Here is an 18,959-nt window from a genome sequence, read left to right as displayed (position 1 = left end):
GATGTGTAAGAAATGATCGACTCACCACGTCTAAACAGAAATAACTATCATTAATATCCTTAATGCCTGTATATTCAAGGTTTAATCTACTTTTTCTGTGAGGTCGCATGGTTCAAACCATTTCATTAACAATGCTAGCACTGCTGGCTTTTGCAGGTAACTCTGTACTTTGTCGTATTGCGCTAGATAATAATGTCATTGATGCCGCCAGCTTTACATCGATCCGTTTATTTTCAGGCATTGTATTCCTTCTCTTTTTAGTTGTAACTAAAAGCAAACAAAAAATAAGTTTCAAAAAAGGAAGTTGGTTATCAGCTTCTTTTTTATTTTTATATGCCCTCGCCTTTTCTTACGGTTACATCACCCTTGATACAGGCACTGGCGCACTTATTTTATTCGGTGCCGTACAAACAACGATGATTATATTTAGTCTTATAAAAGGGAGAAAATTATTGTTTATTGAATGGGTAGGCTTACTTTTCGCCGCATTAGGACTTTGTATATTACTATTACCCGGCGCATCGGCACCTTCATTAAATGGTTTTATACTCATGGCAATTTCTGGTGCAGCTTGGGGAGCTTATACATTAGCGGGTAAAAGTTCGCAAAATCCATTGGTAGACACTGCACATAATTTCTTAAAAACACTGCCTTTAATCGCCATAGTGACACTGTTAACTTTAGATGATATTCAATTGTCTAATAAAGGAATTATATTAGCCATTGCTTCCGGTGCAGTAATGTCGGGATTAGGCTACGCAATTTGGTATTCAGTATTAACGAAATTATCGGTAACTCAGGCAGCTACGATCCAATTATCAGTCCCGATTATTGCAACAATTGGCGGGGTAATATTTTCAAATGAATTAGTAACAATAAAATTAACCCTTGCATCTATGCTTGTTTTAGGGGGGATATTAGTTGTAACTTTAGGTAAACAATACATAGAAAACAGATATAAAAAAGGCACTTGTAATAAGTGCCGTTCATCGTAATAAAGCAGAATAAAAAGCTTTATTTTACAAAAGGTACTAGATACCTAATGCTTGACCACCACCAATTTGAAGTGTTTCAGCAGTGATAAATGAAGCGTCTTTACTTACTAAGAAAGAGATTGCAGATGCAACTTCTTCTGGTTGACCAAGACGACCTAACATGATGCTGTTAGCCCATGAAGCAAATACTTCAGGTTTAGTCGATTTAATTTGCGCATGGAAAGGTGTATCGATAGTACCTGGAGATACAGCATTTACACGAATACCAGCTGGTGCTAGTTCTTTAGCCAACGCACGAGTTAATGTATGTACCGCTGCTTTTGAAGTACCGTAAATACCAGCTCCTGGGCCACCTGCATTCCAAGCTGCATTTGATGTGAAGTTGATGATCGATGCATTTTCTGATTTTTTCAAAAATGGAATCGCAGCACGAGAAACAAAGAAAGCACTGTCAAGGTTAAGTGCCATAACGAAACGGAAAAATTCAGTTGTCATTTCTTCAACAGAAGAACGACCACCTAGACCACCCGCGTTATTGACTACAACATCGATTTGACCATATTTATTACCGATTGCTGTTACGTTTTCTGTTACTGCTTTATCATCAGTTACATCAAATCCGTAATATTCAGCTTCGATACCCGCTTCTTTAAGCTCAGCAACACGAATAGCACCTTGATCATCTTCTATACCGTTAAGAACTACAGTATATCCATCTTCACCAAGACGTTTAGCAACTTGAAAACCAATACCACCAGTTGCGCCAGAAATAAATGCAATTTTTTTAGACATGTCTATATTCTCTTAAATTAGTTAATAATTATCTCAAAGGATTTAAAACAGCACTCAGATTTTGTAAACAACACCAACAATGCAGTAGGCACTAAGGTAACCCAATTTAAAACTTATGGCATCGTTATCGATTATTTGACAAGTAAGAGTGAATACCTTTAATAGTTCTTTTGCTATCAAAGTTTGCCAGGTAGTCAATACCAAGCTGAACTTACAGTCTTATTGTATGACAAATAAATTGAGATTTCTATACTTGATTGCTATTTAATTAAGTTTTTACTAATTTAGTTATCATTTTGCAATGTTAATCACATTTTTAATACCAATTACGCTAAACATGTTCTCCCACCATTATTTGCTAACTCCTTAATCATAATAAAATAGGGCAAATAAAATAGACGCATTTTTTACAAGGGTGATGTTCAAAGGGAATGTTAAAGGAGATAATTAAGAAAATATAATCTATATAAATAAACGAACACACAATAAAATTAACTTCAAAACATTATTTAATAATCCATTGGCAAAAATAAAATTAATTATTTAAATTTTAATTTAGCAAACAAAAAGGATTAATTAACCACTACCTGTACAATTTACAACCTTTTATACCTTATTTGATTAAATAGCATCACTTTGCGATTAAATATTAAGCATTTTGTAGTTCCTTCACGCCCCTTATAAGAGCACTCCCGCACCAAAGTGATTCATTCATTATATTAATCCCCCTTAATTTAAATGAAATAACATTATCACTTCTGTAAAAACAAGAAAAACACCTTAAAATCAGCAAGATAAAACAAATAACAACAAAAATATAGGCAATATTTGTATTCGGTCTAAATTATGCTAGAGTAGTTTCGGTTCGAAAGGGATTTAAAAGCCCTGCTTTCAATGTGAATCCAGCAATACATGTTGGAACACATCTATTAGGACATAACTATATAGATTACATATAGTTTTATAAATATAAACAACAAGGAATTATTATAATGAAAAAAGCAATATTACCAGCAGTGATCTCAGCAGCACTTCTTGCAACTTCAGCACACGCAGCAAATCTATATGATGCAGATGGCACGTCAGTTGCACTTTCTGGTGAAGTTGATGGTTTATATTATGCAGCGGATGATGGTTCAAGTACTGCTAATTCAATTTCTAGCTGGGCAAATGCACAACTAGATATTTCAACTAAAATTTCTGATAGCACTACTGGTATGGCTTCTTTTGAAATTGAAGCAACCGATGGTTCTGAAGTTAAAGTTGATGATGCTTGGGTTGGTATTTCAGGTGACTTCGGTACATTCAAACTAGGTGAAACTGGTAGTTCATACGGTATTCTAGAAAAAGCTGAACTTGCTAATGAAGGTAATGATATCGACCTTGGTGATGATAATGCTGGACTTGCATATGCGGACGGTGAAGGTTCAGGTAACTCTATTCGTTACCAAAAAACAGTAGGTGCCGTAGCACTTTCTGCAAACTACTTCATTGACGATAGTGCTGATATTGAAGGTTTTGCTGTTTCTGCAGACTACAGTGCAGATGCATTCTCAATTGGTGCTGGTTACATTGATAGTGGCGATGATGTAACAGGTCTTGGTGTTTCTGCATCATATGAAGCTGACGCATTATTCCTAGCTGCGACTTACAGCATCAATTCACAAGATGACGATAGCGATAATGATTTCGATACTTATGCTGTTTCTGCTTCTTATGCATTTGAACCTGCTTCATTATACGGCTCTTACCAAGTAAATGATGGTGATAACGTTGATATAACTAACTGGTATGTTGGTGTTTCAAAAGATATCACTGCTAACATCTATGCTTTCGTTGAGTATAATGATCAAGATTCAGACACTTCTCTATTAAGTGCTGGTATTTACTACTCTTTCTAATCTAAATTTAGATTAAAAACATAAAACCAGTGCATTTGCACTGGTTTTTTTTTTGAAAGAAAAGGTCGAGGTATTAATAATTCTTTGTTACTTAAGTTATCGTCGGTCTTTCTATTTTATTTAAGGTCATTCGATGAAAAAAATTTTATTATTTATACTTTTACTCCCCAGTTTAGCTTCAGCTTATAATTTAAATGTCACTCAAGGCATTACCGTTTATACTATTAATGGTATAGACCTAGCCTCTAAGTCTTCAGATAATTTAACGCTTATTGCTGGAAAAAATCAAATAGCAATAAGATTTGATGGTAAATTACGACAACAGGGTAAAACTGAACATTTTGAATCTAAACCTTACCTGATTACATTAAATATTCAGTCAGATGTAAAAATGACAACTATTTCCTCTAAGTACAATAATATTGTTACTTTAGCTAAACAAAATAAACCAATTTTCAAACTCGATACAAATGTGTTAGAACAAAAAGTATTACCTGCAATTTCAAAAGTACTTCCTTATTCCAATATCCCCGCATTAGTCACTCATTATAATGAAGTAAATGGCATCTATTTTGCCGAAAACGGTTTAGAAAACTTAACGGCAAGTGAAATTATCAAACAACAGGATGCGAAGGAAAGTAAAGTCGTTGCACAATTAAAATATTGGTATAGTAAAGCAACACCTGAAGAAATAGCGGCTTTCGAAACTTGGAAAACTGAAAAATAATCATAAAATTTCCTGCTCTGCTCAAATCCGATAATGCCAAGTTATCGGATAGTCCCGACTAAATACAATCTACATTTTCATGCTCGACTCATCACTATCAATACCAATTAAATTCACCAATAACGTTGATATTAATAATGTATTTACAATAAGAACAATTAGTTAGCAGTTTAAAAATTCATATCACATTAATCAGCACCTTTAATTTTGGTGATCTAAATCACAAAAACTCTATTGTTTTTATAAATATCCGCTTTATTCCCTTAAATGACAAAGCTGTCATTTTAGTGTTCATTTTCTGTCATTTAATAGCGCGTATTCTTGTTGCAGGACAAAATATCAATTCATTTAATACAAGGAAAATAGCATGAAAAAAGCAATACTACCTGCCATTATATCTGCACTATTAGCTAATACTGCATACGCAGCCAATATTTATGATGCAGATGGCACCACTGCTGACCTGTATGGCCGTATGCAGTTTGATATTAGTGATAATGGTGATGCAACTGATTCTGATGATAGTTTAGACGGTGTTGGATCTGCACGTATCGGAACAACATACAGCTCGATGATTAACTCAGATGTGAGTGCAATAGCGAGAGGTGAATGGCAAATCGCAGCAGAAAATTCAGATGACAGTGAATTTACTACACGTCATTTATATGCTGGTTTTGCGAGTGATGAAATGGGCTCTTTAATTTTTGGTCAAACCGATAGTGCATTTTATCAAGCAGTTGCAGCAACGGATATATACAACACTTATGGTTACGGTGCGTTTGATGGTGTTAATCGTCAAGAAGGTCAAATTATCTATTCTGGTGAATTTTCTGGTTTTTCCGTTGATGCTTCTTATCAGTTCCAAGATAAAGCTTTCGCCGATATAGAGGGACTTGATGATACTACTAGTGGAATTGCTTCTCTGGATAAAGCCTATGCATTAACACTCGGTTATAACGTAGAAGGCCTAGGTATTCATGCAGGGACGTGGATCCAACAATTTGATGATTTAGGCGATAAAACCTCTTATGCGTTAAGTCTAACTTATACTTACAATGATCTATATCTAGCAGGTGTTTATTTAACAGCTGATCAAGATGGCTCAACAGATGTTGCTGACGCGAATACATATGATGGTTACGACTTACTCGCTTCATACACAATTGATAACGCTAAATTGTATGGTGGTTACACCTTCCAAGAAGCGGATGATAATACAGATATGACCGATGAAGTTACATTAGGTGCGCAATATGCAGTGAACAATAATCTGATCACTTGGGTTGAATATAAAGCAGACCAAATTGATGGCAATGACAATGTTTGGACTGCGGCAATTCAATATAATTTCTAATTGAATAATGCATTAAGAACCTATTAAATGCTAAAAACCCGATAACCATAAGGTTATCGGGTTTTTCTTTGACATTAACCTTTATTTACCTAGTTGCTTCCCCCAAACATTTCCCTGTAAGCTGACATGCACTGTAATTTCTTCCCGATCATGGTATAAATGTTTAGCTTGTAATTGATAGGTTAATCCAGCTTCGTCAAGCATATCCATTAGAATCTGCAAATCTTGAGAAGCTTCTTGATAACGCTTTTTCATCGGTAATTTAAGATTAAAAATAGCTTCTTTACACCAACCTTCAATAAGCCATTTGGCCATCAATTTGGCGACGCGTTTCGGCTTTTCAATCATATCGCAAACTAACCAATCAATATTTTTACGTTCAGGTTCGAATTTAAAACCGTCTTCCATAAAATGCGTGACTTGACCTGTTTCCATTAAACTTTCGGCCATTGCACCATTATCAACACAACTAACGAATAAGCCACGTCTTACTAACTGATAGGTCCAACCACCTGGGCATGCACCTAAGTCAACAGCACGCATACCTGAATGCAAACGCGTTTGTTGATCTTCAGGGGTTAAAAAAACTTGTATGGCTTCGTCTAACTTCAACGTAGAACGACTTGGGGCTTCACTAGGAAAACGTAAGCGTGCAATGCCCATATAAAGTTCGCTACGATTATTTGGCAGAGAGTACCCAATATAAGCGGATTGGTTATCTAAAAAACAAAGGTGCAGGCACCGTTTTTTGCGGTTTTCTTTATTCGTTAAATTATTATGCTTTTTAAGGGACTGACGTAACGGCACAGTAAATTTACGACAAAATGTTAATAACGGTTTAGTCTCATCCCCTTCAGGTGTTTCCACGTATAAATCACCGCTCATTGGCATGTCACGAGTAACCGCTAAAATAGGAGAAATACGATCTTCAAGTGGCAAATTATCCACAAACGCTTTCACCACAATCATTTGGCGTGCGAAGATAAGTTGTGAATAATCAATTTGACTCGCCAACCCTTCTACTTCTTCAGGGTTATAACATTGATAAAATACATAACCACTATTACGTACGGTTTTAATAAAACCAAAGATCTCTAAAGCGGCAGCCTTATCCTGTATCTCATTGGCACAATCGTTTTCAAAACCAGGACGACAATATAATAAAATTCCTAACATACTTACCTATTTCAAATATTTTAAATAATGGGGTTTACGTGGTATGGCGTGATTTAACCGATAATGCAATCACCAAAAGTAACCAAGATAAGATTAAACACAATCCACCGACAGGCGTAATAGCACCTAATACTTTAGTACCTGTAATGACATAGGCATACAAGCTACCACTAAAGAATAGAATGCCAATAGTACATAGTATTTGGCTGGCGATTAAAAACCGACTTCGCAAAAAGAGAGAGAGTAAAGAGATGGCAAATAAAACAACGGCATGTAACAGTTGATAAAGCACCGCTGTTTTAAAATATTCAATTTGAGTGATTGTAGCCCACGAAGCTAATCCGTGACTGGCATATGCACCAAGCGCCACGCCCGCTGCCCCAAATAAAGAAGCAATAATAAGGAATAGACGCGTGCTTTTACTAAACGTAATGGTTTGGATAATAATTACTCGGTATCAATGATATCTAAGCTTTTAGCTAAATCATCCATCTGTTTCATTTGGGATAGGAAAGGCTTCAATTTATCCAGCGGCAATGCACAAGGACCATCGCATTTTGCATTAGCAGGATCAGGATGGGACTCTAAGAATAAACCGGCAATCCCCTGAGACATTCCCGCTAAACCAAGTTGAACAACTTGACTGCGACGACCATCTGCACTGTCACTACGTGCACCGGGTTTTTGTAATGAATGCGTCACATCAAATATCACCGGATAGCCGGTTTCTTTCATGGTGCTAAAGCCAAGCATATCAACAACTAAGTTATTATAACCAAAACAACTACCGCGTTCACAAAGAATAATGTCGTCATTTCCTGCTTCATTAAATTTAGTAATAATATGTTTCATTTCATGCGGGGCAAGAAATTGTGCTTTTTTAACATTAATCACGGCATTGGTCTCAGCCATTGCTTGGACTAAATCAGTTTGACGGCTTAGAAAAGCAGGTAACTGAATGACATCGACGACTTCAGCAACGGGTTTCGCTTGATAAGGTTCATGCACATCGGTGATAATTGGCACATTAAATGTTTTTTTAATTTCTTCAAAAATACGTAGTCCTTCTTCCAAACCAGGACCGCGATAACTATTGATAGATGAACGATTCGCTTTATCAAAAGAAGCTTTAAACACATAGGGAATATTTAAGGCAGATGTCGCTTCAACATAAGTCTCAACCATCTTCATGGCTAAATCGCGAGACTCAAGTACATTCATCCCACCAAATAGAACAAATGGACGATCATTAGCGACTTCAATATTACCTACTTTAATTATTTTTTGCTGCATCTTAACTCTCTTTAATGAATGGTTTGCGTATGTTTTTCTATTTTCATTTTTTTTATCTGCTGCTTCAACAACATAACAATAGGATCTTCTGGATACTGTTCAATAAAATATTCAAAGTCGCTACTGGCCAACTTAAAGCAATCTAACTGCTGGAAGATAAAGCCTCGGTCACGTACTTCATAGGCATCATCAGGATCAATACGCAGCAATATATCACTGCACAACAATGCCAATGTCAGTTGGTCATCTTGCAGATAAGCGGCTTTAATAACAGTAATAAGACGTTTAATAATTGTTTTATTGGTATCGGGTTTAAGCATATCTAAGGTCAAGCGTGCATGGTTACCTAATTGCCCACGCACCTTAAGTTCCAGCCCTTCCCAAGATGGCATATCACCAGTAAAGGGATCAAGATAAACCACTTCATTTTCTAATGGTATCCTAACGATAAACCCACTTGGGAAACAAATTCCCTGCGCATCAAAACCACATACACCAAGTAAGTCTAAAAGGACAACCCCCATACTAATTGGAATACCTTTACGTCGTTCAATCACTTTTGAAATTAATGCATTTTCTACTTTAAAGAACGCTTTCCAATCACCGGTAAAACCTTGTTGATTATAAATAATATCAATTAATTCAGTTAACTTTCCTTTATCTGAATAAGGAAAATTCGACAATTTCGATTTTATCACGATATGTTGAAGGGTTAATTCTTGCTTAATCTGAGCGACTTTAATGCCTGTCAATTCAGATTCAATAGCCATCGCAATGTCGATTAATGGATGCGATTCAAAATCAAATTGCTCATTAAACACTAAATGACCATTCTCATTTTTGAAATCGCTATGTTCAATCATTGTATTATCAGAGTCTGTAATCACGTCCGTTTTATCCTAATAAAATAGCTTGATGACTATGTATTAGCATCATTATAAAAGTAAGCCAACCGAAGGCGCCTAAAAATGCTAAAACCTGTAAGCCCTTTTGCTTATCTTTATTTAAAGAAACAAAAACCATGATGCTATAGGCAACAAAGCCAAGTACTTTTTCCAAGAACCAATAATTTTCTTCGATTAATGGATTAATCTGTTTTGCCCACGCCAACACGGCACCAATAAGAAAAATAGTTAAATGAGTGTGCAACAATATTTTTTTAGCTTTAACTGGCAATGCTTTTTTACGGATAAATTGCTGAACAAATGCAAAGATAAACAATAACACTGCCATGGCAATAAATACTAAGTGTATGTATTTTAAAATAGTCATCATTTTATGCGCGTTTCCTAAAAGTTGCACTGGTGACACGGTCATTACCACCGTAGTCTTTTATCGTTTTAATATCTAAATATCCAAGCTTATTTAATCGCGCTCGCACTGATTCCCCTTGTTCAAAGCCATGCTCAAACATCAATTTTCCACCTTCATTTAAGTAATCGATGGCTTGTTCCGCAATCAATTGAATATCGGAATATCCATTATCATCGGCGACTAATGCCGACAAAGGTTCAAAGCGAACGTCGCCTTCACTAAGATGATGATCACTTTTATCGATATAAGGTGGATTACTCACAATTAAATCAAAGGTGCTCGTTACATTTTCAAACCAATCACTTTGCTTAAATACGGTATTCTTAATATTTAACCGTTTGCTATTTTCAGTCGCCAATTTAACCGCATTGGCACTAAAATCTATTCCGACACAATTAGCTTGAGGTCGTTCGGATGCTAATGCCAAAATAACAGCACCAGTTCCTGTCCCCATATCTAATATATTGGCCTGACTAGGTAAAATTTCAAGGGCTGCCTCGACTAATATTTCAGTATCAGGTCTTGGAATTAACGTCGAATCATTCACCTTCAAAGGCAATGACCAAAATTCACGAATCCCCGTTAAATGCGCAACAGGTACACCGTTAATTCGTTTTTGTACAAGCGCTTCAAACTCAGCTTTATGCTCGCGACTAATATCACGTTCCGGCCAGGTCATTAAATAAATTGTTTCTTTGTCTAGTACATGGGCTAATAACACTCGCGCATCGAGTTCAGGGCTATCACTGCCGGCCAACAAAAATGTCGCCCATGTTAATGCATCATCAATACGCAATTAATAATCGCCCTGTGCAAGCGCGGCTAATTTATCAGCTTGATCTTCTTGAAGAATCGGCTCAAGTAATGCATCTAAATCCCCTTCTAAAATTTCATTTAGACGATAAAGGGTTAGATTGATACGGTGATCACTCACACGCCCCTGTGGGTAATTATAAGTTCGAATACGTTCGCTTCGATCACCACTTGCTACTAGGCTTCGACGAATAGTCTGCTCTTCCGCTTGATTCTTTTCATCTTCAGCTTGTTGTAAACGTGATTGTAAAACAGACATTGCCTGTGCTCTGTTTTTATGTTGCGAACGCTGATCTTGACATTCTACAACGGTCCCCGTTGGTAAATGGGTAATACGAATCGCAGAATCGGTTTTATTAACGTGCTGCCCACCCGCGCCTGATGCACGAAATGTATCAACTTTTAAATCAGCAGGATTAATCGAAATCGCTTCAGCTTCAGGGATTTCAGGCATAACAACAACGGTACAAGCAGAAGTGTGAACGCGACCTTGAGATTCGGTTTCAGGCACACGTTGCACACGGTGACCACCAGACTCAAACTTCATTACACCGTAGGCACCTTGCCCATCAATTTTAGCCACTAACTCTTTATAACCGCCTTGTTCGCTGGCATTTGTATTCATAACCGTCATACGCCAATTCTTAGTATCAACATATTTGCTGTACATGCGGAATAAATTGCCTGCAAATATAGCAGCTTCATCACCACCAGCGCCTGCTCGAATCTCTAAATAACAGTTGCGATCATCATTTGGATCTTTAGGTAATAATAAAATTTGTAATTCATCGGCTAATTTCTCGCGTGCTTCTTTTGCTTCAGAAACTTCATCTTTAGCCATTTCGCGCATATCAGGATCATCATCTTCTAACATCATTTCAGCAGCGTCTAAGTCATCAACCGCCCCCTGATAAGATTGAAAACAATTAACCACTTCTTCTAACTGAGAATATTCCTTGGTTAGTTCACGGTATTTATCTTGATCATTCATTATTTCTGGAACGCCAAGTAATCCTTGAACTTCTTCATAACGTTCAACGAGACCTTCTAACTTAGCTATAATTGATTCTTTCATATTTAATTTAATCTCTTTTTAACAATTCGATTCAATGCGCTTATTTTTAATTCAAATAAAACGGCTATCATTTTTATTATTCTTCTGTATTTAACCCTAAAGCCATCCGCAATAACTGCAATTCATGATTATCATCGGAATGGCTAACTTCGGTAAGCGCCTTACTTGGATGATGAATTAATTTATTGGTTAACTTAAATGCAAATTCTTTTAATACTTTTTCAGGCGACTTACCATTCGCTAGCGCTAAACTAGCATTCGCTAATAGTTGATCTCGTATCTGTTCGCTATGATTTCGATACAAACGAATACTTTCAACGGCTTTTAATGACTCTTGCCAAGCAATAAAGTCATCAACGCAATCCGCCACTATTTTCTCAGCATCAATGGCGGCTTCCTGACGTGCCTGTATATTTTCATCGATAATACCTTGAAGGTCATCCACACTATATAAATAGGCGTCATTTAACTCCCCGACTTCCGACTCAATATCGCGAGGAACCGCAATATCAATAAACAACATTGGTTTATGACGACGCGCCTTTAATGCACGCTCCACTAACCCTTTTCCGATAATAGGTAACGGGCTGGCCGTCGACGAAATAATCAAATCAGCGTGTGCGAGATGATTTGGGATCTCCTCTAAAGAAATCGCTTGAGCGTCGAACTTATCAACCAACTCAACCGCGCGAGCTAACGTGCGATTCGCAATAGTAATATTTGGCACATTATGTTCGATTAAATACTTACCGACTAATTCAATCGTTTCACCGGCGCCAATTAATAAAATGTGGCTTTTCGATAAATCACTGAAAATTTGTGTCGCTAATCTTACTGCTGCAAAGGCAACGGATACGGCATTTGCACCAATTTGAGTTTCTGTTCTTACACGCTTAGCAGCAGAAAATGTGCGCTGAAACCATTTACTAATAACCTGATTAACATTTTTAGTCTGATTAGCAGTCGCAAAAGCTTGTTTGATTTGCCCAAGTATTTGCGGCTCGCCTAACACAAGTGAATCTAATCCACTGGCAACACGAAAAAGATGCTGAATCGCTTGGCGACCTTGATAACAATATAAACTTGCGGCTAACTCATTTTTATCTAACTGATGAAAATGACACAACCAATCAATTACCGGCTGAGCATCATCTAACGATAAATCACAGTAAATCTCCGTTCGATTACACGTTGACACAATGACGGCGCCTCTCACCGTTTCTTGCAGCAACAATTGCTGATAAGCTTCTAATAACGATTCAGGAGCAAATGCAACTTTTTCGCGCAACGAGACTGAAGCTGTTTGATGATTAATTCCTAACGAAAATAGAGGCATTCAATAAGTTCACAAAACCAGAAAAAAGTATTTAAAATAAAGGTCGAATTCTACGGACATTTGCACCACATTTAAAGAAACGTTTCATATCCGTCTGCAAATAGATAATTTTACCGAAAAATAGCCGCGATTGTAGACGCTCATCTAAACAAATAAAAAATATCTTCCTTTATATTTTTACAAGTGGCAAAGCCTTGGGTATTATCAACATTCTTTTATGAATTAAGTTGTTGCAAAAATCATGTCTATCAAAAAATTTATTAGCTGTTCATTTTTAGCATTTTCCCTCTCGGGATGTTCATACCTTTATGATACCTTTGTCTATCAAATAGACGTAACACAAGGTAACTACCTCGAAGATGAAAAACTTGATCAAGTCGAAGTAGGGATGACTCAAGAACAAGTCATTTTCATTCTCGGTTCGCCCATGCTGATTGATCAATTTGATTCTTCAAAATGGTATTATATTCGTTATATCAAACCGGGTGGCGAAAAAGTACAAGAGCAATATGTTGTACTGCATTTCCAGGGTAAAATATTGACCAGTATTCAACAAGACGAAGCGATTGAAGAAAATCCATTACAAAACCAAAAAATTAAAAATGCACCGAATAAAGCGGCTGAAAACACAGCGAATGACAGCAACCAAGCCAAAGATAATACGGTAACAGTTGAACAATAAAAATAGAGTCATCCGCAATTGAAACGACATTATCAATTGCGGCTATTGTAACATAAAACGCATTACCGATTAATGGCCATGATTAAACTTTATTCTTCGCTAACTTAGCCGCTCGGATCTTACGCATTTCTTTAGGATCAGCAATTAACGGACGGTATATTTCAATTCGGTCGCCGGCCTTAACAATAGTAGATAATTTTTGTGGGACACTGAAGATGCCGACCTGTGCTTTACTTGCCACAATCTCAGAAAAATGTTTAGTGATACCTGACAAATTAATACACGTTTCTATCGAACTCCCCTCTGGAACCGGAAGTGATATAAGTTGTTGACGATCGGGTAATGCATACACAACTTCAATATCAATTAACTTATTCATATTTATTCCTAACGAACCCCATAAACAACTTTTGCTCGTGCCGCAAAAGATTTAACCATAGTGCCAACTAACTCATTAAAAATGCGCCCGAAAGCAATTTCGGTTAAACGATTATTAAATTCAAACTGTAAATCAAGATTAACCTTGCAAGCTAGCGTATCAAGTTCGGTAAAGGTCCATCCACCACTTAAATGATTAAACGGCCCCTCAATCAAATTCATTGCAATTGAGCGATTTTCTATCAGCGTATTTTCAGTTGTAAATGTTTGGCTAATACCCGCCTTTGACACCTTGATCGAAGCGCGCATTAATTGCGCTGAACTATCGAGGACATTAGCAGCAACACAACCCGGTAAAAACTCAGGGTAAGCATCCACGTCATTAACTAATCGATACATTTCATCTGCACTGTACATCAGCAATGCGCTACGTGATACTTCTGCCATTTATCAACCTCTTGCCAAAAAACGCATATTACAACACTATCCCTAAACGACTTCAAGAATTAGGAGGACTTGATACACGAGAAGTTTGTCATTGAATAAAAAATAAATTGCAAATTTGGGGGAATTTCCTTAAATTTACCCGCAATTGAAATAGCAATTACAAATTGTTTAGAGGTACAATGCCAGACTATGGCTAAAAAAAATTCAAAATCTAAAAACAATGACAATACGATAGCACGCAATAAACGTGCTAGTCATGATTTCCATCTAGAAGAGCGCTTTGAAGCAGGTCTCTCATTACAAGGATGGGAAGTAAAATCGTTACGTGCGGGCAAAGCAAACATCGCAGATAGTTATATTTTCCTAAAAGACGGAGAAGCATGGCTATTAGGTGCAACTTTCCCTCCTTTAATCGCAGCATCAACACACGTTGTGTGTGACCCAATGCGCTACCGCAAATTATTACTCAAAAAACGAGAAATTGAAGCATTAGTCGGCAAAGTTGAACGCCAAGGCTATTCAATCATTCCCGTTTCTCTGTATTGGAAAAAAGCGTGGGTTAAACTCTCTTTTGCATTAGCAAAGGGTAAACAAGCACACGATAAACGTTCAGATATTAAAGATCGTGAATGGAAAGTACAGAAAGAAAGAATGATGAAACACGATACGCGCAAAAGTTAAGCAAACGATATAAATAAGCAACAAAAATAGGAATATAGCGTAGATAACACTATCCTATAACCTTTTGTTTTGTTAGTATCACACCGTAAGCAGTAACTGCTTATGACCGTGGGGATGATTCAGGATTCGACGAGATTCATGAAACCCAAGGTGCATGCCGAGGTGACGGCTGGCCTCGTAAAAAGCCGTCAAAGTTATAGTTGCAAACGACGATAACTACGCTCTAGCAGCTTAGGCTAGCTAGCCTTCCACCCACGTTTCTCCTATGGGCAGGGATTCGGAAGGTCATTTACATTTGGATAGCGAGGGAACCTTGTTCGAGGGTGAACCGCGAAACAGTATCGGACTCGCTTGTTGCTATCCTGTCTTTCGGAGAGTACCAAGTTAACCAAAAGAAAGACTAAGCATGTAGTACCGAGGATGTAGGTTTTTCGGACGGGGGTTCAAATCCCCCCATCTCCACCACTTACACATTTAAAGACGTCTCAGGACGTCTTTTTTTGTGCCTGTAGAATAGTAAAATCAATCACTTAGCATCTATCAACGTCTATTAGTGTCCACCAGCAGCTACGAATAATGGTATTCCATAAGGCATGCCCAATATTTAAACATGATTTTAGGAATACCAACCTCGATGCAGTCGGTATCGTGTAACAGTTACAATACCTTCATTTACTAATAAACGATCAAACACGTTTTAAAAGTAAGTTATTTACAGGGTCTAACGCTGTCCTTCCAAATCGTTTACGCGCAACAACCAATCCAAACACACAGATACTTAAAATCAATAAGCTACTAGGTTCCGGCACTAAAATCCAAGCAGTATGGCTACGGGTGGTCATCCCCTGTTTCCATGCATCAGAAGTATCCGTTGATGATGTTGTAATCGTATGATAAGTCATCCAATTAACATAACCATAAAGTGTCACACGACCAATGAGTTGATTTCCCCATTCATCTTTACCTGACTTAAATAAATAAGATAAACCTTCATCGCCAGCCGTGATCCCAAATGTAGAATCATTTTCCCCATATAAATTAGGTAACGAAGGCGATAGGTATGAAGATTTAAATTTATCATATTCAGTACCTACATCGGCGAATACCCCCGTCGCTAAAGAGAAAAATTCAGCTGCTTCATAAGCTGTTGCTAAATAGTAATTTTCATAAATTTCACCGGGTTGTGTTAAAGCAAGTGTTTCTTCATAGGAATAAAATAAAGTTTCAGTCCATCCAACATAAGACTTCCCGCCATTGATACCAGTAAAAAGATGAGAATCAGTATCATCATAACTTAAATTCCCCATCATGACCGTTGAATTAGCAGCAATAGAAGTTACTGACAGCATCCCTATTACAAGCATTTTATATAAAATATCCCGCATATTACTTCCTATTTTTGATGATCGTGAATAAAAGTAACCAGTTAAACTACATACTATTATTTTGAAAAATACATTGTGAAACAAAAATCACAAAATTGACTCAATAAAATATTTATTATCTAAAAACATTAAGAATAGCATGGAAAATTAAACTTACTACAAAGCAGCTTAATTGACTTTCTTTCGTACGTATAATCAATTGTTTAGTTCGAGTAGAGAGTTAATGAAAAGGAATACAACTGATATTGCTAAACGCAGGGGATAAAAAGGAGAAGGTTTCTATCGGGTTGAAAAATCAACTTCCCACACATTATAGGAAGTTGATATCTAAGTAACCTATTCTTTACGGATGAAGAAACTCATGACGAGTGGCTGGGTTTGATTTAAAAATCCCCCCTAACGAAGTGGTTGTTGTTGAACTAGTCGAATCCATTACACCACGAGATTTAACGCAATAATGTACCGCATCGATTTTAACAGCCACATCTTTCGTTTCTAATAAAGTTTGTAATGCAACAAGTACCTGCTGCGTAAGTCGCTCTTGAACTTGTGGACGTTGTGCAAAGAAACGTACAATCCGATTAATTTTAGATAAACCAATAATTTTTTTTCTTGGTAAATAAGCAACCGTCGCTAATCCATCAATCGTAACAAGATGATGTTCACACGTACTTATCATCGTAATATCGTTAACCTTTACCATCTCATCGAAGTGCATTTTATTTTGAATAACGGTAATTTTAGGAAAGTTAGCGTAATCTAATCCTGAAAAGATCTCATCAACATACATTTTGGCAATACGCTTAGGAGTATCAGCTAAACTGTCATCGGTTAAATCTAGTGACATTAACTTCAATATCTCTCGCATATGCGTTTCTATTTTGATTTTACGTTCTTCAGGACTGTACTCATTCGTTGTCATTGGGGTTTCTAATCCACATTCAATAAGTGCATCTCGGACTTGAATGGCTGACTCGCTTAACGTTACTGCTGTATTTGACATATTTCCTCTATTAACAAATAACCTTCATTAATAAAATTATTTGTTTCGATATTTGAACGCTTACTAATACTAATTGCCGGTGATTATAAATCAAAATACGCACAAGAAGTGAAATAACCCCACGTTCATTTTAAATTATTTAATTTGATGTAATAAATGTTCAGTGGTTTATATTGTTCTTACTAACTAAGGGACAAATTCAAGTATTCAATGGCGCCACAAATAGCAGCGACTTGAGCCTGAACGCAATTCTCATCATCAACGAGCAAACTATCGGGATAAACTTCTGTTGTGGTGACATAGGGTGCATCGGTCATCCCCATACATAGCCCTAATTCGCGAGCAGCATAATTTATCACGCCAAATTGTGTGATTGATTCGCCAATTAATCGTTGTTGTGAATCGGCTGGTGCGATATGAGTGACGCTCTGTACTTTATGAATAATTGTGCGTTGAAAATTATCAACCGGTTTAGTTGTATCACCCACCAAGTAGAAACCATCGGGAATATCCCATTGTTTTTGTTCAATAGCATCTCGCGCCGCTAATGCGGGTCTGAATTCAGTATTATCGGTATTCGTCGTTTCATGAAGATCAATATGAGCGACAAATTCAATACCAAGTGAATCAATAAAATCCATCACTAATGCAGATTCTTGTGCAGGGCTTTGTGAATAAAAAGAACGATTCGGATCAATTGCATCTGGATTCCAGCGGTTAATCGTTTCATACCCCCAGGGGCTAACACAGGGAATAACAATAAAATTGTACTGATTTAGATAATGTTTAACTGTGTCGCTCGCAAATCGAATTGCACCATGAACGCCACTCGTTTCATATCCATGAACCCCTCCCGTGACTAAAATAGTTGGACGATCATTTCGCCAATGCTTAGATTTTAAGGCATATAATGGATATGTCATTGAGCCGTAGAGTAATTCACCATATTGAATAGTGATTAAATGATCACCTATCGCTTTAAATTTTTTTATTACGCAATCCTGATAACTACGCTTAATGACTTGGATTTCTCGCCATTCTACGACTTCTTTACTTCCCCACTTTTGTCCAGAAACACCAATAGGGTAATTTTTTTCTGTATTCATTATATATCCATGAGAGTTATTCTTTATGTGTAAAAATGATGAGGTTAATAGGCTTTATTACCATTTTAATGCATAAGACAACGCCTTCATCCAGTCACGTTATTGATAGAACAAAATAGTAAAACCATTCTTGAATCGACACAAGGCACAATAGCAAATATTGATAATAATTCTCGTTATAAATAATATTTTCACTATAGCATTCAATCGATTACCTATACGTAAATGTCTAAAATGTATTGTTTAAATACATGTCTGAATTTTGCATATTCAGTCCTAACAGGTATACAATAAAAGTCTAATCAAGCCATTGAAATATCTAAATCATGCCTGAAAAAACAATAAAGTTTGAAATTGAAAAACAAAATAAAAACAGTATTCGTTTTAAAGAAATTGCCGAAGACGGTATGCCACCGGTATTAGGCTCTATTTATGTACAAAATTGGTTTGCAGGAAAAAGTAAACACATTGAAATAACAATCAAAACAGAAGATTAAGAAA

The 18,959-nt window shown here is 36.7% G+C and carries 21 protein-coding genes and 1 other RNA gene; 8 read left to right on the top strand and 14 right to left on the bottom strand.

Going from position 1 to position 18,959, the window contains the following annotated elements; all coding sequences use genetic code 11:
• The first annotated feature begins 107 nt into the window (after window positions 1-107).
• Window positions 108-995, top strand: a complete 888-nt coding sequence (locus tag ACR30L_RS07115; RefSeq protein ID WP_435237334.1) for a DMT family transporter — start codon at window positions 108-110, stop codon at window positions 993-995.
• Between the two features lie 36 nt (window positions 996-1,031).
• On the opposite strand, the gene ACR30L_RS07110 is transcribed toward ACR30L_RS07115, so the two are convergent.
• Entirely contained in the window at window positions 1,032-1,787 is a 756-nt protein-coding gene (locus tag ACR30L_RS07110) for an SDR family NAD(P)-dependent oxidoreductase (RefSeq protein WP_435237333.1), read from the bottom strand.
• Window positions 1,788-2,779: 992 nt separating this feature from the next.
• Between ACR30L_RS07110 and ACR30L_RS07105 the strand changes: the two genes are divergently transcribed.
• The 3 genes from ACR30L_RS07105 (at window position 2,780) to ACR30L_RS07095 (ending at window position 5,769) form a co-directional block, all read left to right on the top strand.
• Window positions 2,780-3,688: a porin gene (locus tag ACR30L_RS07105; RefSeq protein WP_435237332.1), complete on the top strand. Its 909-nt coding sequence runs from the start codon at window positions 2,780-2,782 to the stop codon at window positions 3,686-3,688.
• A gap of 133 nt (window positions 3,689-3,821) precedes the next feature.
• On the top strand, window positions 3,822-4,415 hold the full coding sequence (locus ACR30L_RS07100) for a DUF2057 family protein (protein ID WP_435237331.1): 594 nt from the start codon (window positions 3,822-3,824) through the stop codon (window positions 4,413-4,415).
• A gap of 367 nt (window positions 4,416-4,782) precedes the next feature.
• A complete protein-coding gene (locus tag ACR30L_RS07095; RefSeq protein WP_435237330.1) occupies window positions 4,783-5,769 on the top strand; it encodes a porin in 987 nt (328 codons plus the stop codon).
• 81 nt (window positions 5,770-5,850) lie between these two features.
• Here the strand turns inward: ACR30L_RS07095 and rlmM are convergent, their stop codons facing one another.
• The 8 genes from rlmM to hemA form a co-directional block, all read right to left on the bottom strand.
• Window positions 5,851-6,945, bottom strand: a complete 1,095-nt coding sequence (gene rlmM / locus ACR30L_RS07090; protein WP_435237329.1) for a 23S rRNA (cytidine(2498)-2'-O)-methyltransferase RlmM — start codon at window positions 6,943-6,945, stop codon at window positions 5,851-5,853.
• Between the two features lie 34 nt (window positions 6,946-6,979).
• Complete coding sequence (locus tag ACR30L_RS07085; protein ID WP_435237328.1) at window positions 6,980-7,315, bottom strand: DUF423 domain-containing protein; 336 nt, start codon at window positions 7,313-7,315, stop codon at window positions 6,980-6,982.
• Between the two features lie 77 nt (window positions 7,316-7,392).
• The gene (gene kdsA / locus ACR30L_RS07080; protein WP_435237327.1) at window positions 7,393-8,238 is read right to left on the bottom strand and encodes a 3-deoxy-8-phosphooctulonate synthase; all 846 of its coding nucleotides are present in this window, start codon (window positions 8,236-8,238) and stop codon (window positions 7,393-7,395) included.
• 11 nt (window positions 8,239-8,249) lie between these two features.
• Entirely contained in the window at window positions 8,250-9,125 is an 876-nt protein-coding gene (locus tag ACR30L_RS07075; RefSeq protein WP_435237326.1) for a SirB1 family protein, read from the bottom strand.
• Window positions 9,126-9,132: 7 nt separating this feature from the next.
• Window positions 9,133-9,513 (bottom strand): SirB2 family protein, encoded by a 381-nt coding sequence (locus tag ACR30L_RS07070; RefSeq protein WP_435237325.1) that lies wholly within the window; start codon window positions 9,511-9,513, stop codon window positions 9,133-9,135.
• A gap of 1 nt (window position 9,514) precedes the next feature.
• Window positions 9,515-10,348 carry a peptide chain release factor N(5)-glutamine methyltransferase gene (prmC, locus tag ACR30L_RS07065; protein ID WP_435237324.1) on the bottom strand — a complete coding sequence of 278 codons (834 nt, stop codon included), beginning with the start codon at window positions 10,346-10,348 and terminating at the stop codon, window positions 9,515-9,517.
• On the bottom strand, window positions 10,349-11,440 hold the full coding sequence (prfA, locus tag ACR30L_RS07060; protein ID WP_435237323.1) for a peptide chain release factor 1: 1,092 nt from the start codon (window positions 11,438-11,440) through the stop codon (window positions 10,349-10,351).
• Between the two features lie 76 nt (window positions 11,441-11,516).
• On the bottom strand, window positions 11,517-12,776 hold the full coding sequence (gene hemA, locus ACR30L_RS07055) for a glutamyl-tRNA reductase (RefSeq protein ID WP_435237322.1): 1,260 nt from the start codon (window positions 12,774-12,776) through the stop codon (window positions 11,517-11,519).
• Between the two features lie 241 nt (window positions 12,777-13,017).
• Here hemA and ACR30L_RS07050 point away from each other — a divergent pair, with 241 nt between their 5' ends.
• Window positions 13,018-13,458, top strand: a complete 441-nt coding sequence (locus ACR30L_RS07050; protein WP_435237321.1) for an outer membrane protein assembly factor BamE — start codon at window positions 13,018-13,020, stop codon at window positions 13,456-13,458.
• Window positions 13,459-13,540: 82 nt separating this feature from the next.
• Here ACR30L_RS07050 and ACR30L_RS07045 read toward each other — a convergent pair whose 3' ends face one another.
• Window positions 13,541-13,837, bottom strand: coding sequence for an RnfH family protein (locus tag ACR30L_RS07045; protein WP_435237320.1), 297 nt, complete (start codon window positions 13,835-13,837; stop codon window positions 13,541-13,543).
• A gap of 8 nt (window positions 13,838-13,845) precedes the next feature.
• Window positions 13,846-14,283 carry an SRPBCC family protein gene (locus ACR30L_RS07040; protein WP_435237319.1) on the bottom strand — a complete coding sequence of 146 codons (438 nt, stop codon included), beginning with the start codon at window positions 14,281-14,283 and terminating at the stop codon, window positions 13,846-13,848.
• Window positions 14,284-14,472: 189 nt separating this feature from the next.
• Here ACR30L_RS07040 and smpB point away from each other — a divergent pair, with 189 nt between their 5' ends.
• Both smpB and ssrA read left to right on the top strand, forming a co-directional pair.
• Complete coding sequence (gene smpB / locus ACR30L_RS07035; RefSeq protein ID WP_435237318.1) at window positions 14,473-14,964, top strand: SsrA-binding protein SmpB; 492 nt, start codon at window positions 14,473-14,475, stop codon at window positions 14,962-14,964.
• Between the two features lie 110 nt (window positions 14,965-15,074).
• Window positions 15,075-15,429, top strand: a transfer-messenger RNA (tmRNA) gene (ssrA, locus tag ACR30L_RS07030).
• Window positions 15,430-15,650: 221 nt separating this feature from the next.
• On the opposite strand, the gene ACR30L_RS07025 is transcribed toward ssrA, so the two are convergent.
• The 3 genes from ACR30L_RS07025 to ACR30L_RS07015 all read right to left on the bottom strand — a co-directional run bounded on the left by ACR30L_RS07025 (window position 15,651) and on the right by ACR30L_RS07015 (window position 18,458).
• Window positions 15,651-16,349, bottom strand: coding sequence for a PEP-CTERM sorting domain-containing protein (locus tag ACR30L_RS07025; protein WP_435237317.1), 699 nt, complete (start codon window positions 16,347-16,349; stop codon window positions 15,651-15,653).
• A 343-nt stretch (window positions 16,350-16,692) separates the two neighbouring features.
• The gene (gene folE / locus ACR30L_RS07020) at window positions 16,693-17,352 is read right to left on the bottom strand and encodes a GTP cyclohydrolase I FolE (protein ID WP_435237316.1); all 660 of its coding nucleotides are present in this window, start codon (window positions 17,350-17,352) and stop codon (window positions 16,693-16,695) included.
• A gap of 182 nt (window positions 17,353-17,534) precedes the next feature.
• Window positions 17,535-18,458 (bottom strand): M14 family metallopeptidase, encoded by a 924-nt coding sequence (locus ACR30L_RS07015; protein ID WP_435237315.1) that lies wholly within the window; start codon window positions 18,456-18,458, stop codon window positions 17,535-17,537.
• A 326-nt stretch (window positions 18,459-18,784) separates the two neighbouring features.
• On the opposite strand from ACR30L_RS07015, the gene ACR30L_RS07010 reads away from it, so the two are divergent.
• Window positions 18,785-18,955: a hypothetical protein gene (locus ACR30L_RS07010; RefSeq protein ID WP_435237314.1), complete on the top strand. Its 171-nt coding sequence runs from the start codon at window positions 18,785-18,787 to the stop codon at window positions 18,953-18,955.
• Window positions 18,956-18,959 lie beyond the last annotated feature (4 nt).

This window comes from Psychromonas saccharinae (assembly GCF_051201515.1).
In the GTDB taxonomy this organism is placed as follows: Bacteria; Pseudomonadota; Gammaproteobacteria; order Enterobacterales; family Psychromonadaceae; genus Psychromonas.
Note: the sequence above shows the minus strand (reverse complement) of the source record. Positions and strands in the feature narration are given on the sequence as shown.

What these genes read in the sequence shown, in the direction of transcription:
- ACR30L_RS07115 (WP_435237334.1), top strand. Translation starts at nt 108, where the DNA reads ATGGTTCAAACCATTTCATTAACAATGCTAGCACTGCTGGCTTTTGCA.
- ACR30L_RS07110 (WP_435237333.1), bottom strand. Translation starts at nt 1,787, where the DNA reads ATGTCTAAAAAAATTGCATTTATTTCTGGCGCAACTGGTGGTATTGGT.
- ACR30L_RS07105 (WP_435237332.1), top strand. Translation starts at nt 2,780, where the DNA reads ATGAAAAAAGCAATATTACCAGCAGTGATCTCAGCAGCACTTCTTGCA.
- ACR30L_RS07100 (WP_435237331.1), top strand. Translation starts at nt 3,822, where the DNA reads ATGAAAAAAATTTTATTATTTATACTTTTACTCCCCAGTTTAGCTTCA.
- ACR30L_RS07095 (WP_435237330.1), top strand. Translation starts at nt 4,783, where the DNA reads ATGAAAAAAGCAATACTACCTGCCATTATATCTGCACTATTAGCTAAT.
- rlmM (WP_435237329.1), bottom strand. Translation starts at nt 6,945, where the DNA reads ATGTTAGGAATTTTATTATATTGTCGTCCTGGTTTTGAAAACGATTGT.
- kdsA (WP_435237327.1), bottom strand. Translation starts at nt 8,238, where the DNA reads ATGCAGCAAAAAATAATTAAAGTAGGTAATATTGAAGTCGCTAATGAT.
- ACR30L_RS07070 (WP_435237325.1), bottom strand. Translation starts at nt 9,513, where the DNA reads ATGATGACTATTTTAAAATACATACACTTAGTATTTATTGCCATGGCA.
- prfA (WP_435237323.1), bottom strand. Translation starts at nt 11,440, where the DNA reads ATGAAAGAATCAATTATAGCTAAGTTAGAAGGTCTCGTTGAACGTTAT.
- hemA (WP_435237322.1), bottom strand. Translation starts at nt 12,776, where the DNA reads ATGCCTCTATTTTCGTTAGGAATTAATCATCAAACAGCTTCAGTCTCG.
- ACR30L_RS07050 (WP_435237321.1), top strand. Translation starts at nt 13,018, where the DNA reads ATGTCTATCAAAAAATTTATTAGCTGTTCATTTTTAGCATTTTCCCTC.
- ACR30L_RS07045 (WP_435237320.1), bottom strand. Translation starts at nt 13,837, where the DNA reads ATGAATAAGTTAATTGATATTGAAGTTGTGTATGCATTACCCGATCGT.
- ACR30L_RS07040 (WP_435237319.1), bottom strand. Translation starts at nt 14,283, where the DNA reads ATGGCAGAAGTATCACGTAGCGCATTGCTGATGTACAGTGCAGATGAA.
- smpB (WP_435237318.1), top strand. Translation starts at nt 14,473, where the DNA reads ATGGCTAAAAAAAATTCAAAATCTAAAAACAATGACAATACGATAGCA.
- ACR30L_RS07025 (WP_435237317.1), bottom strand. Translation starts at nt 16,349, where the DNA reads ATGCGGGATATTTTATATAAAATGCTTGTAATAGGGATGCTGTCAGTA.
- folE (WP_435237316.1), bottom strand. Translation starts at nt 17,352, where the DNA reads ATGTCAAATACAGCAGTAACGTTAAGCGAGTCAGCCATTCAAGTCCGA.
- ACR30L_RS07015 (WP_435237315.1), bottom strand. Translation starts at nt 18,458, where the DNA reads ATGAATACAGAAAAAAATTACCCTATTGGTGTTTCTGGACAAAAGTGG.
- ACR30L_RS07010 (WP_435237314.1), top strand. Translation starts at nt 18,785, where the DNA reads ATGCCTGAAAAAACAATAAAGTTTGAAATTGAAAAACAAAATAAAAAC.